Here is a 12,026-nt window from a genome sequence, read left to right as displayed (position 1 = left end):
GCCTGCGCTGTTCCGCGCACAGGAAGAGCGGCAGCGGCGCCGGGCTCGTAGGCCGGACGCGAGCCGACGCGCTCAAGGCACTCAGGAGCGAGCAGACTCGACCGGCAAAAAGCCGAAGCACAGCAGAAACTGACGGACCTGGACGCACTGCCAAGGACCTGAAAGCGGCCAAGGACCTGACGGCCGACCACGACGGGCTTGCCGACCTGCTGCTCGACGCCGTCGCCGACGGCGCATCGATCGGCTTCCTCGACGGCCTCGACCGCACCGAGGCCGCCCGCTGGTGGCTCCAGTACAAGGACGCGCTGGCCGCCGGACACCGCCTGAGCTGGATCGCCCGCGACCCCGGCGGCGGGATCGTCGGCACCGTCAGCCTGGTCCTCGGCGACAAGGACAACGGCCGCCACCGCGCCAAGGTCGTCAAACTGATGGTTCTGTGGGGCAGGGCTTGAAGGCCGGATCGAAGCGCTGAATCAACGGTGTTGACACTGGAGTGCTAATCCAGCACTCCGAGTCGCTGATCACCTGGGCAGCGATCACCCTGATGACCAGGCGCATCACCCAGCGGCAGTCAACGAGACGAAGGCCACGATGGACCGGTGGGGAGGCGAGCGGATCTTCCCGGTCCCCGCCTGGGGCGACCCGGACGAGAAGGTGGCGATGAAGGCCCACCTCAAGACCCGGGTGGCGGCGGCCTCGAGCCGCCGGGCACCGAGCAGGACGGCGATCGACCGAGCCATGCACATGGGCGGCTGGTGGGCGACCGCCCCGGCCGGACAGCCCGCGCCCGCCGTCTCGGTCGGGGAGCGGCCGCGCCCGCCGAGCCGGTCGTCCCGGCGGAGCCGACCGCTTCGGTCGCCCGCGCGGACGCCGTACCGGCTGCAGCCCGGCGCAGTATGTCGTCCCGCCGTGCCGCTGGCGCGGCGTCGCGGGTGCGGAAGGCAGCGGTGAAGAAGCCGGCCGCCGAGGCGGGCATCCAGTTCGAACGGCTCAATAAGCGCCGATCAACGTCGCCAGAACCGCCGCCGCGACCCCCATCGCGGTCCACGAGATTCCCGGGCGCTCAGAGCCACCCAGCCGCTTCCCGCAGAAACGGAGCCGGTCCGGCATGACCAAGGCCGAGGTTGCCCGCTGGTACGGCTCCAAGAAACCCCGGTCCACCCGCGACGCCGTGACCGGGGCTACGGGCGCCCTCTTCTCTCGGCAACCGGGCGGGCGACCACCTGCGTCCAATCATCCGGACCCAGGGAACAGGAGGTGAGGATCGTCGTGAACGACGATGAAGGCCAGGATCGAGCTGTCATCGGCACCGGGTGCCTCGGTGTGCTGCTGGCACTGCTCGGCGCCGGGAGTTCCGTTGCCATCATCAGCCGCCGATGGGCAAGTTGCACCGGAGGCGTTCATGCCACGGGCGATGCACTGACGCTGCAGTTCCTGCTGTTCGGCTCCCCCTTTCTCCTGCTGGCCGTAGGAGCAACGTTCGCGATCTGGATGTACCGTTCCACCCGGTACCAGCCTCCGATGAAACGCTTCGGGCTGATGACGCTCGCCATGCTGACCGGGATCGTGGCGGTGAGCGCCCTTCTCGTGCTCGCCAACGGAAGCAACCCGCACCCCGGTGTGCCGTGCCAGACCAGCTGACCACCAATTCGGCGCGCCGGTAGTAGCCACAGCCTCAAAGCAACGGCATTGCCGCCAGCAACCGCCCCGGGCAGGCCCGGCCGCCGTCCCGGACCCACCGACCCTCCCCGACACCCCCCGTCCGACCGCTGGAACCGTCGGGCCCCTGCGCTTCTGGGGATGCCACCGGCCGACCGGGCACAGTGCCTTCGAAGAACAGCAACTCCGGCCGCGGTGGCCCATTCCGCGGCCGGATCGACCTCCAGGGCTGGGGGCGATGATCACCGCGCTGGTCGGCGTTGCATCCCTCGGTGTGGCTTCGCGGGAGGCTTCCTCGCCCAGTCCCAGGTCGGCGGAGCGGACAGCCGTCCTGAGTTGACCGTCGCGGTCACGGTGCCAGGCCCGACCGTGTAGGGGACCCCTGTTCGGTTGAGGTGATCTTGCTGGTCCACCTGTGGAGAGTCCGCGTCAGTTCCGGCGCAGGGCAGGCCCCAGGTCCGTCGGCGCCGGCTGGTAGCCCAGGTGGGTGCGGGCGGCCGTGAGGTCGAGGGTGCGTTCGTGGGCCAGGTGGCGGACGGCGTAGACGGTCAGGCGGGGGCGACGGGTGGATCGGGCGGTGCGGGCCAGGAGTTCGGCGGTGCGGGCCAGTGGGAGGGCGAGGGCAAACGGTAGGTAGACGGGTTCGGCCGGGAGGTCGTGGGCGGTCAGGACCTGACGCAGCACGTCGTCCAGCACGACCGGCTCCCGGTCGGTGATGTTGAAGGTGCCCGAGGACCGGCCCTCGGCGGCGAGCAGGCAGGCGTCGACCAGGTTCGCCACGCTGGTCAGGCTCAGCCGCTGCCGACCGTCACCGATCGCGAACAGCTTCGGCCCGAACGGGGTTCTGCGCACCGCCTGGAGGACGCGCGGTAGCAGTGTGGTGTCCCCGGGACCGTAGACGGCGTGCGGTCGCAGGATCACCGCGTCGGGGCGGACCCGGCGGACCCACGCCTCCGCCAGCGCCTTGGAGCGCCCGTAGGCGTCGGTGTGGTGGACCGCGTCGGCCTTGTCCTCCCGGGCCATGACGGTCGGCCGACGCGGATCGTAGACACTCGCGGTCGACAGGTGCACGAAGCGCTCCGTCTCGGGGAACGCGGCCAGCACGCCCCTGGTGGTCAGCACGTTGCCGCGGTGGAACGCCTCAGGGCGGGCCCAGTCGGTTGCCAGGCCTGCGCAGTGGATCACCGCGTCAGGGCGGGTGAACGGGGCGGGGAGGGCCGTCCGGGCCGCAGGGTCCGCCAGGTCCCAGGGGAGGTAGGGAGCGTCACCGATCAGGTCGGCGGGGACGGTTCGGCGCCGCCCCAACGCCAGCACCTGGTGCCCGGCTGCCCGCGCCGCGCGGCACAGGGTGCTGCCGACGAAGCCACTGGCCCCGGTGACGACGGTGATCACCACGCCTCCTTCGCGACCAGTACGCGGAGTTGTTCGCGGTCGGGTTTCTCGGTCCGTCCCCGTCGGGGGATCGCCGGGAGGCAGAGGATCCGGTCCGGCAGTGCCGCGTGATCGATCGTGCGGGGCAGTTCGCGTTGCAGGGAGCGGAGGAGTTCCGGTTCCGGGACCGAGCCGTCGGGGCGTACGGCCAGCACTACTGCCTCGTCAGCGGTCAGCGGGTCGGGGACGCCCACGATAACGGCCTCGGCGATACCCGGGAGAGCGGCTACCGCGGGTTCGTACAGGCCGGGGTAGAGGTTGAAGGAGCCGCGTATCAGCATGTCCTTGGTCCGGCCGAGCAGCACGATCCGGCCCTCGGCATCGATCCGGGCCCGGTCACCGGTGTTGAGCTCGCCGATCGGCCCGTCACCGAGGTAGCCGATCGCCAGGTGGGCGCCGCGCAGCAGGAGTTCGCCCTCTTCGTTGAGGCGTGCCGTGACTCCGGGCAGGGGGTGGCCGGCCAGGTCGCCGTGGGGTGCATGGTCCAGCTTCTCATCGGCCTCGGTCACGGCGATCGGCAGCATCTCGGTCGCGCCGTAGACCACGGCGATCCGGGCCGAGGGGAGCGCGTTTCGCAGGCGGCGCAGGATCGGGGGCGGCACGGGTGCGGCGCCGAGCAGCACCGTGCCCAGGGTGTCCGGGAGTCGGCCGGTGGCGAGCAGGCGGGCCAGGGCGGCCGGAGTGCCGAAGGTGTGGCTGGCCCGGCGGCGCCGCAGGTCCCGCAGGAACCGCTTCGGCCGCACCGGGAGCGGCGCCACCGACCAGGTGGCGCCGGCGGCGAGGAAGGCGAAGGCGATCATCAGTTGCTCGGAGTGCACGACCACAGGGCCGGGGGCGGCGGGCAGGCCCAGGCCTTCGCCGAGCAGGTCGGCGCCGGCGAGCAGCGTGGCCTGGCTGTGCACCACCGCCCGGGGGCGGGCGGTGGTGCCGGAGGTGAACACGACCAGGGCCGGGCGGTCCGGGCCCCCCGCGGGCTCGGGCTCGGGCTCGGTGTGCGCCAGGGAAGCGGCGGAGAGCGCGTCCGGGGGCAGGCCCGGGAGGCGCGGGCCGGTGTGGAGTAGGCGCAGGGTCGGGTCGGATAGCGCGGGAAGGTTCAGGCCGAGGCGGCGCAGCAGTGTGCGTCCCGCCTTGCGGGCGGAGAGCGCGCAGAGCCAGGATTCGGCGGCCAGCCAGCGCGGTGCGGCGAGGCGTTCGGTGACGAGCCGTCCGCGCGCGGCGTCGAGTTCGGCGCCCGCGCCGGGGTCGGCCACCACGACGACGGCGCCCACTGCCATGACGGCCAGGCCGAGCACCAGGGCGTCCCGGCCGGGGCGGACCGCGAACAGCACCGTGTCGCCGGCGGACATGCCCGCGGCGCGCAGCCCGCTCGCGGTGGTGGCGATCCTCTGTGCGAGCTCGGCGTAGGTGAGCGTGCCGTGTGCGTCGAGCAGGGCGACCGCGTCGGGCGTCCGGCGCGCGTGGCCCGCGATCCGTCCGGCCAGTCCGGCGCCTGCGGGGTCGGGCGTGCCGCTCACGGTGCGGTCACCTCCAGCTCTGCGTGGTCCGCGGGTCTCGGGGGACCGGCGGCCTGTCCGGCTGCCACCTCCAGCCGCGCGTAGGTCGGTATCAGCACGCGTCGCTTGGCCCGTCGCCGCACGATGCGCTCAGCCCCCGCCATCAGTAGTGCCTGCATCAGCACCCGGATCTCAGCCAGCGCGAGCGGCGCACCGATGCAGTAGTGCGGCCCGGCCCCGAACCACAGGCGCTTGGGATCGTGCGCCGGGCACCGGCCCAGTGCCGCCGCCCGGTCGAACGGTCCCGCAGCCGCGTCGCACTGCGCAGTGGCGATGACCACCCGGTCCCCCTCACGCACCGCCGTCGCGCCGAGCCGGCCCGGCCGTGCGGCCCGGCGCAGCATCGCCGGGCTCGGGGTGATCACCCGCATCGCCTCGTCGATCGCCGCGTCGAAGGCCGCGCCGCCCGCCGCCAGGTCGGCCCGCAGGGCAGGCAGGAGCCCGGAGTCGTGCCAGAGCGCGAAGACCCGGGGCACCGTGGTCGCCACGGTCTCCGTCCCGGTGAGCAGGAACGCCGCCGCCAGCCCGAGCGCCTGCTCCCGGTCGAGCCCGTGGTCGCGCAGCCGCCCCATCATCGAGCCCACCTCCGCGCGGTCGTACGCCTCGCCCGCCGCCACCACCAGAGTGGCCAACACCGCTTTCGCCTTCGCGACCTGGCGCGGGGACAGTTCCCTGGTCCGCAGCCCGACCATCCGTACGATCCGCTCGCCCCGCTCGAACACCTCCGCACCCGCGGTGTCGGCCACCCCCAGCAGTTCGCCGATCACCGTGCCGGCCGCCGTCCTGGTCAGTGCGACCAGGTCCACCGCGCCGCCGGCGCCCAGCCGGTCGATGGCCTCGCGCAGCACCGGTTCGAGCACCCGGGTGCACAACTCCGTGGCCTGGGCCCGGGTGAACAGGCCGGCCAGCGCGGCCCGCAGTCTCCGGTGCTCCTCGCCCTCCATGTTCAGCAGCACGGACGGCCCCAGAACCGGTGTCCACAGCGCGCCCGAGGACCCGGGGCCGTCCTTGCGGAACCCCTCGTGGTCGAGCAGCACCTGCCGGGCCAGCTCCGGATCGCTGACCACGATGCCGACCCCCGGCACCCGCACGGCGGGACCACGCCGGGCCACGGCCGCGATGAACGGGTACGCCAACGGGTGGGCGGCCAGCTGCACCCGTCGCTCCCAGACGTGCTCCTGCCGCTTCATCGGATGTCGACCACCTCGGGCCGGTACCGGTGGTCCGCGTACCAGGCCAGCGTGTTGCGCAGCCCGAACGCGCGCAGCCGCCGCACCGAGCCGTAGACCCGCATGCCCGGGACCTGCCCGTAGGCGGCGGTGAGCCTGCGTACCCGGTTGACCAGGGCGCGGTCCTCGTGCACCTCCTCGATCGCGGTGCGCGGGAAGCCGCCGCAGCGCTCGTAGAGGTCGGCGGTGATGGCAAGGTTGCAGCCGGGGCACATCAGGTACGGGCCGACGTACTGCGGGTCGCGGTTGCCGGGCCGGAACCTGCCGAACCACGCCGCCAGCGCGACCACCGCCGGCAGCAGCCGGCTCTCCCACAGCCTGAGCCGGAACTCGTCGGTGCGCGGCAGGAGTTGACCGGTGACCAGTTCCAGCCCGTCGGCCAGGCCGCGGCGTACGGCTGCCGTCCAGCCCGGTACCGGGAGGCAGTCGGCGTCGGTGCGGGCCAGGTACCGGGCGCCGGCCTTGATCGCGAACCGCATCCCGGTGTCCGCGGCCGCGCCGGTGCCCTTGCGCCCCTCGGTGATCAGGTGCAGAGGGAAGCCGGCGGTGACCGCGAACTCCCGGACCACCTCGGCGGTCCGGTCGGTCGAGGTGTTGTCCACCACCACGCACTCGAAGTCCGCGTCGGTCTGCTCTGCCAGCGCGCGCAGCGTGGCCGGCAACGAGGCCTCCTCGTTGTAGGCCGGCACGACCACCCACAGGTCGGTCACTGGTGCTTCCTCACAATCGAGCTCACGATCGAATTCACAGGTGCGCGAAGACGACGCCGAGCGAGACCCCGCCGGCCAGGCCGATCAGCGCCACCCGGTCGCCCGGCCCGCAGCGGCCCTGTTCCAACGCCTGGGCGAGCTGGAACGGCAGCGAGGCCGAGGCGAGGTTGCCGTGCTCGGGCAGCACCGGCACCAGCGACCCGGCGGTCAGGCCGGTCCTGCTCAGGAACGCGTCCAGCAGTGGCACGGTCACCTGGTGCACCGCCACCACTGCGAAGTCCGCCCAGGTCAGGCCGTGTTCGGCCAGGGCCTGGTGGATCAGCTCGGGACCGAGCGCCTCGAAGGCCGCGTGCAGCCGCGCGCCGTCCATCCGGAAGTAGGTCGCCTCCGGGTCCCGCGGGTACGCGGTGCCGCCGCCGGGCAGGGTGCCGACCTCCCAAGCCGAGGAGTCCGCGGTGAAGGCGCGATGGAAGATCCCGTCCGGCACCGCCCCCGCCTCCAGCAGCACGGCCGCGCCACTGTCGGACAAGGTGTAGCCGGGGAATGACTCGGCGAACTGGCTCCGGTCCCGAACCGACCAGCGGATCGCCCGCGACGGCAGCTCCCCGGTGCAGACCAGGACCCTGCGGTACTGTCGGCCGGCGATCAGCGCCTCGGCGACCTGGATCGCGTTGAGCACGCTGTTGCAGGCGTTCTTCACGTCGAACACCGGGCAGCGCGCCCCGATCTTCGAAGCCAGGATGTGCGCCGTAGCCGGCTCGACCATGTCCTGCGAGGCGCTGGCGAAAATCAGCAGGTCGAGGTCCCGTGCGTCGAGGCCGGCGTTGGCCAGCAGCTTTCGGGCGGCTGCTGCGGCCAGGTCGGAGGCCTGCCAGTCGTCAGGGGCGACGCGCCGCGCGGCGATTCCGGTGACCGCCTCGATCAGCCCGGGGCGCGGCCGGTAGGGGCCGCTGTCGGCGATCCGCTGCTCCACCTCGCGCGAGGTGAGCGATTCCTCCGGCAGGTGCACCGCCACCGCGGCGATCACCGCGCGAGCCCCGCCGTCTTGCCCGACCAACTGTTCCACTGCCCTCCGACACGTGCTCAAGCCTCCCCCGAGCTGCCTGATCATATGATGATCCCTGGCTCGGTCTGCCGCGGTACGGTTCCTCGCACGGACATTCGAGGCGGCGGTGGGGGCGAGGCGACGATGGGCGCGACAACGGCAGAACGACACGAGAGCAGACTGCTGTGGGCCAGCCGGCCCGCCCTGTGGACGCTGACCAGGATCACCATGGCACGGCCCTTCGGACCGATCCGGCGGGTACCCCGACTGGGCTGGGTGGCAAGCGAACCCACCCTCATCCGGGCCGTGCTCAACGACCACGAACACTTCACCCTGCTCGGGGAGGGCGGCGTTGGGCACCTGTGGGAGCAGATCCTCGGGCCGTACGTCACCCGGCTCTTCGACGGCGCCGGCCACGCGGACCTGCGCCGACGCGCCCGGGACCTGTTCACCGAGGAGAACTCCGCCGCCCTGGTCGAACGGGCCGCCGGGCCGGTCTACGCCGACGTCACGGCGCGCCTCGCCGCCGGGGACCAGGTCGATGTGGCCGCGACCGCCCGGCTCGTCGTCGGCCGTCTGATGACCGACCTGCTGGGCCTTCAGCTCTCGCCGAACAGCCCGGACTCCACGTACCTGGAGACCTTCTCCGCAGGCGAGCGGCTGGCCGCGCTGGCACTCGACACGGCCGCCTCGACGGAGCTGCCGCCGGAGCGGATCGAAGCAGCGAAGGAAATCGTCAGGTCGCTGACCAGCGGCGTCCCGGCGGCGTACGCCGGTGCCGCACCCGACACCCTGCTCGGCCGCTGCCGTGAGGCCGGGATCACACTGGAGGAGGCCAGCGGGCTTGCCTCGCTGCTGCTCGTCGCGGGCACCGAGACCGCCGCCAGCGCGATGGCCCGCACGGTCGCGCTGATCCACGACACCGGGCAGCAGGAACCTCTGCTCGCCGACCCCGGGCTGATCCTCGACGCGGTGCGCGAAGGGCTTCGGGTGACCACGCCCGCGCCGGTGATCGGACGGCACGTCAGTGCGGACGTTACCGTGGCCGGCCGCCGACTGCGCAGGGACGAGCGGATCCTCCTCGTCACCTACGCAGCCGACAACCTGGCCGGCGGCTTCGACCTGGCCCGCCCGTACGACCCGCGCTCGCGCCAGCTCTGGTTCGGCGCCGGCCGGCACCTGTGTCTGGGTGCGCCCGTCGCACGCGTCGAAATCGCCCGGATGATCGCGGCGATCTGCGCAGCAGGTCGCCCATACCGGATCGTCTCGCGCAGCTATGCCCGGAAGGTGATGATCCCCTCTTACGCCTCGCTCGTCGTCGAGCTCGAATGACGGGGCGTCAGCCGACCGAATTGGCGAGCAGGCCGTCCCCTGCCCTGTCGTCCAAGACCAGCCCGGTGTAGGCGTCCACCGGGGCCGAGATGGTGCCGGGCGACGTCTCAGAGGGGTGTAGTTGAGATGTTGGGTGGTGTGTGGGCTGGGGTTTTGTGGGTGCGGTGAGACGGGCGGGCGGGTCCGCGACAGGAGGCTGACGGCATGCCCGCTGCGGATCACGCGGGCCCGCCATCCCCAGGCGACCAGGAACACATCCTGGGCGTCCCCGTCTTCCTGATCCACATGCGGGACATCGCAGGCGAGCCCCTCGGCGACGACAGGTCGCCCACGATGGGGTCGCCGCGCCTGGACTACGTGGACGAGGAGATCTACGACGTCCTCCGCCGTTACCAGGGGCCCGGAGAAGAGGCGTACAGCGAGGCGAAGAAGCGCATGGGGGCTCTACTGCGTTACGGAGAAGTACAACGCCATCTCCCGGAACCGCTGACAGGGTGTGAGAACGTGATGTCCGCAGACCAACCGTTTGCCAGGCACGACGGCGCCGTCGGCCTCCTCCTATTGCTCGCCTGCGTCGCCGCCACCCCGTGGCTGACCTGGTACGGCATCAGAGTGCTGGTCCGCGCCCGGGCCGCCGCCTCCCGCGCGATGGCCCTCGTTTCCGCCTCAGCCCTGGTCTGGGCCACCACGATCGGTCTCTACGCCTGGGGCCTGCTGCACCTGCTCATGGCCGACGACTACACCGAGGCCAGAGCGTGCGATGCGGCAATGGGAAAGCAACTGGTCGGCTATGACCCCTCGTTCATCCCATTGAAGTTCGGCTGTGTCAGCTCCGACGGCCGCACGGTGTCCGTGGTGATCCCCTCGTACGTCAACCCGGTGCTGGCCGTGCTCGTGGTCTGCGCCGTAACGCTCACCGTATTCGCGGTCGTCCGAAGCAAGGAGAAATCCACGTGAGGGCGAACATTCCGCGGCGCACCGTGCTGCGTCGTGCCGTCGGCATTGTCGTAGGTGCCGCGATCGGGTCGTAGCCGCTCGCCACTGCCTGCTGGTCAGGGACTGTCAGGCCGAACCAGCAGGTGCGCAGGCGGGTGGTGCGAAGCGGGCACAGTCACCAAGGGGCCTCAAGGGCTACGCGGGCGCCTTCCCGGTCACCCGGGCCTCTGGCAAGACACCTCGCGGGCCGTTGCGTGCTCGTCCTCACCGCTACGATCGGCTCGGGTGTGCTGCGGCAGGCCGAGCCGGCTCACATGCCGGCACCCAGTCAGTTGGTCGTTCACTTGTCCGGCAGCGATATTCCGGAGGAATCGCGGTCCCGTGCTCTGTCGCTGCCGGCCGCGTTCCACTGGCTGCAGCAGAAGAGCGTCACGGCGCCTCCCAACGGCGGTGGGGCCCCGCTGACAGAAGCCGACAAAGTCCGGCTGATGGGTGTTCAGAGGATCTCGGCGGACTGCCGGACACTGCAGGCCATGACCGAGGCCTCCCTTCCCGGCTGTCGGGACAATTCCCTGTATCGGCTCCGGAGTCACCTCGACGGACCTGGCGCTTGCTCTGGCCTTGGGAACGGGACATCCGGCGGCGAATGCAGTGCTGCTGCTGTCAGGTCAACAGAGCGGCTGGTTCCTCGGCACGGTCGGCTTCGCACTTCCATTGGTTGCCGTTGCCCTGGCCTTCGCGGCCGCAGCGAGCATGTTCGTCTCGGGGTTGCATCCCCGACCTGAAGACCTTCGCCGCGAGTAGCAGCAAGGAGGAGAGCTTTGGACAGCAACATCGACAGCCACCGCACCGGGGCAAGCGTGGCAGGGGAGCCGAACAGATCTATTTGTGCGTCAGCGGCCGGTGAGAACGGCCGGCCCGGCCAGGTCGGGCGGCGGCGGGTGCTGCCGGACTTGGTCCAGCGAGCACCTCACCCAGGGCGGGATGGTCGTCCGCACCACCTGGCAGGAGCCCGCCTGCCTGGCCTGGGCCCGGCGGCGACCACCACCGCCGTGACCGAGCCGGTTCGGGGGCGGGTGTGCGTGGCGCCCGGGCGGAGGCCGAGCGGGAGGCGAGCCGCCCGGTGCGCACCCGCTGTTCGGCCAGGTTCACCGACGCGGCGGGACGTGGGAGCATGAGGACGTTCAGTGTCACCGAAAGCGATGGGACGGATACAGCATGCCGCTCAAGGGTGAGTACGAGCCGAGCCCGACCGACTGGGTGCGCACCCAGGTCGAAACGTACGAGTCGTCAGGCGGAACGGAGGGGACGACGTTGCGCGGATTTCCGGTCATCCTGCTGACGTCCGTCGGGGCCAAGTCCGGCAAACTGCGCAAGACGCCGCTGATGCGCGTGGAGCACGACGGGCGTTATGCCGTCGTCGCCTCGCAGGGTGGCGCGCCGAAGCACCCCGTCTGGTACTGGAACCTCAAGGCCGACCCCCGCGTCGAACTGCAGGACGGGCCGGTCCGGCAGGACATGATGGCGCGCGAGGTGACCGGAGCGGAGAAGGCGGAGTGGTGGATGCGGGCTGTCGCCGCCTACCCGGACTACGCCGACTACCAGACCAGGACCGACCGCGAGATCCCACTGTTTGTGCTGGAGCCGTCGCCGACCGGGCACTGAGGACACCTCCACTTGGACCAGGTGACCATCGCGTCAGTGTTGTTGGTGCTCGGGCCCGGTCGTTCAAGACCCCGACAGCATCAGGTGCTGACGCCTGGTCACCTGGTAGCGGCCCAGGTCCCTTGATGGCCGGAACGGACGCCGATCAGGCCTGCAGCTTCGTCCACCCGCAGGCCTGCCCGCCCCGACCGCTGAGCATGCGCGTCGCAGAGTTGTTCTTCGGCGGTCGACAACTGGAACGGCGTGCAGATCTGCGACGGCAACGCCGTCGAGCAACTTCTACCGCGACAGCGGATCGCACCAGACCGTCAAGGAGTCGCGCGGGAGCGGCAACTGCAGCGGCAGTGACGGCGACAACAAGGTGTACCGTCACCAGGCGCATCAGTTCCGTGACTGGGCGCCGGACCTCTGGTCCAGCTTCGAGTACCGGTACTGACCAGAAGACGTCGGGGGCGGCGCCTGCGGG

General features: G+C 71.5%; 9 protein-coding genes and 1 pseudogene. 5 read left to right on the top strand and 5 right to left on the bottom strand.

Annotation, left to right across the window (positions count from 1 at the left end; genetic code table 11):
• Nucleotides 1–452: pseudogene (locus tag ACFU7Y_RS28405) on the top strand (hypothetical protein); the annotation flags it as partial.
• 805 nt (nucleotides 453–1,257) lie between these two features.
• Nucleotides 1,258–1,641, top strand: coding sequence for a hypothetical protein (locus ACFU7Y_RS28400; RefSeq protein ID WP_380770082.1), 384 nt, complete (start codon nucleotides 1,258–1,260; stop codon nucleotides 1,639–1,641).
• Nucleotides 1,642–2,088: 447 nt separating this feature from the next.
• On the opposite strand, the gene ACFU7Y_RS28395 is transcribed toward ACFU7Y_RS28400, so the two are convergent.
• From ACFU7Y_RS28395 to ACFU7Y_RS28375, 5 genes are read right to left on the bottom strand one after another with little or no spacing between them, the layout of a single operon-like run.
• The gene (locus ACFU7Y_RS28395; RefSeq protein ID WP_380770081.1) at nucleotides 2,089–3,051 is read right to left on the bottom strand and encodes an NAD-dependent epimerase/dehydratase family protein; all 963 of its coding nucleotides are present in this window, start codon (nucleotides 3,049–3,051) and stop codon (nucleotides 2,089–2,091) included.
• Entirely contained in the window at nucleotides 3,048–4,604 is a 1,557-nt protein-coding gene (locus ACFU7Y_RS28390) for a class I adenylate-forming enzyme family protein (RefSeq protein ID WP_380770080.1), read from the bottom strand. Before ACFU7Y_RS28390 ends, ACFU7Y_RS28395 begins: the two co-directional genes overlap by 4 nt.
• Entirely contained in the window at nucleotides 4,601–5,833 is a 1,233-nt protein-coding gene (locus ACFU7Y_RS28385; protein WP_380770079.1) for a cytochrome P450, read from the bottom strand. Before ACFU7Y_RS28385 ends, ACFU7Y_RS28390 begins: the two co-directional genes overlap by 4 nt.
• Nucleotides 5,830–6,582, bottom strand: a complete 753-nt coding sequence (locus tag ACFU7Y_RS28380) for a glycosyltransferase family 2 protein (protein WP_224281528.1) — start codon at nucleotides 6,580–6,582, stop codon at nucleotides 5,830–5,832. Before ACFU7Y_RS28380 ends, ACFU7Y_RS28385 begins: the two co-directional genes overlap by 4 nt.
• A 34-nt stretch (nucleotides 6,583–6,616) precedes the next feature.
• The gene (locus tag ACFU7Y_RS28375; RefSeq protein ID WP_224281526.1) at nucleotides 6,617–7,639 is read right to left on the bottom strand and encodes a 3-oxoacyl-ACP synthase III family protein; all 1,023 of its coding nucleotides are present in this window, start codon (nucleotides 7,637–7,639) and stop codon (nucleotides 6,617–6,619) included.
• 264 nt (nucleotides 7,640–7,903) lie between these two features.
• Here ACFU7Y_RS28375 and ACFU7Y_RS28370 point away from each other — a divergent pair, with 264 nt between their 5' ends.
• The 3 genes from ACFU7Y_RS28370 to ACFU7Y_RS28360 all read left to right on the top strand — a co-directional run bounded on the left by ACFU7Y_RS28370 (nucleotide 7,904) and on the right by ACFU7Y_RS28360 (nucleotide 11,560).
• A complete protein-coding gene (locus tag ACFU7Y_RS28370) occupies nucleotides 7,904–8,959 on the top strand; it encodes a cytochrome P450 (RefSeq protein WP_380770078.1) in 1,056 nt (351 codons plus the stop codon).
• Nucleotides 8,960–9,163: 204 nt separating this feature from the next.
• Nucleotides 9,164–9,916, top strand: a complete 753-nt coding sequence (locus ACFU7Y_RS28365) for a hypothetical protein (RefSeq protein ID WP_380770077.1) — start codon at nucleotides 9,164–9,166, stop codon at nucleotides 9,914–9,916.
• Nucleotides 9,917–11,113: 1,197 nt separating this feature from the next.
• Nucleotides 11,114–11,560: a nitroreductase family deazaflavin-dependent oxidoreductase gene (locus ACFU7Y_RS28360; protein WP_380770076.1), complete on the top strand. Its 447-nt coding sequence runs from the start codon at nucleotides 11,114–11,116 to the stop codon at nucleotides 11,558–11,560.
• Nucleotides 11,561–12,026 lie beyond the last annotated feature (466 nt).

Source organism: Kitasatospora sp. NPDC057542 (assembly GCF_042801945.1).
Taxonomy (GTDB): domain Bacteria; phylum Actinomycetota; class Actinomycetes; order Streptomycetales; family Streptomycetaceae; genus Kitasatospora.
This window is presented reverse-complemented; position numbering and strand designations above follow the sequence as displayed.

Coding starts and splice junctions, on each gene's coding strand:
- ACFU7Y_RS28360 (WP_380770076.1), top strand. CDS start 11,114: ATGCCGCTCAAGGGTGAGTACGAGCCGAGCCCGACCGACTGGGTGCGC.
- ACFU7Y_RS28365 (WP_380770077.1), top strand. CDS start 9,164: ATGCCCGCTGCGGATCACGCGGGCCCGCCATCCCCAGGCGACCAGGAA.
- ACFU7Y_RS28385 (WP_380770079.1), bottom strand. CDS start 5,833: ATGAAGCGGCAGGAGCACGTCTGGGAGCGACGGGTGCAGCTGGCCGCC.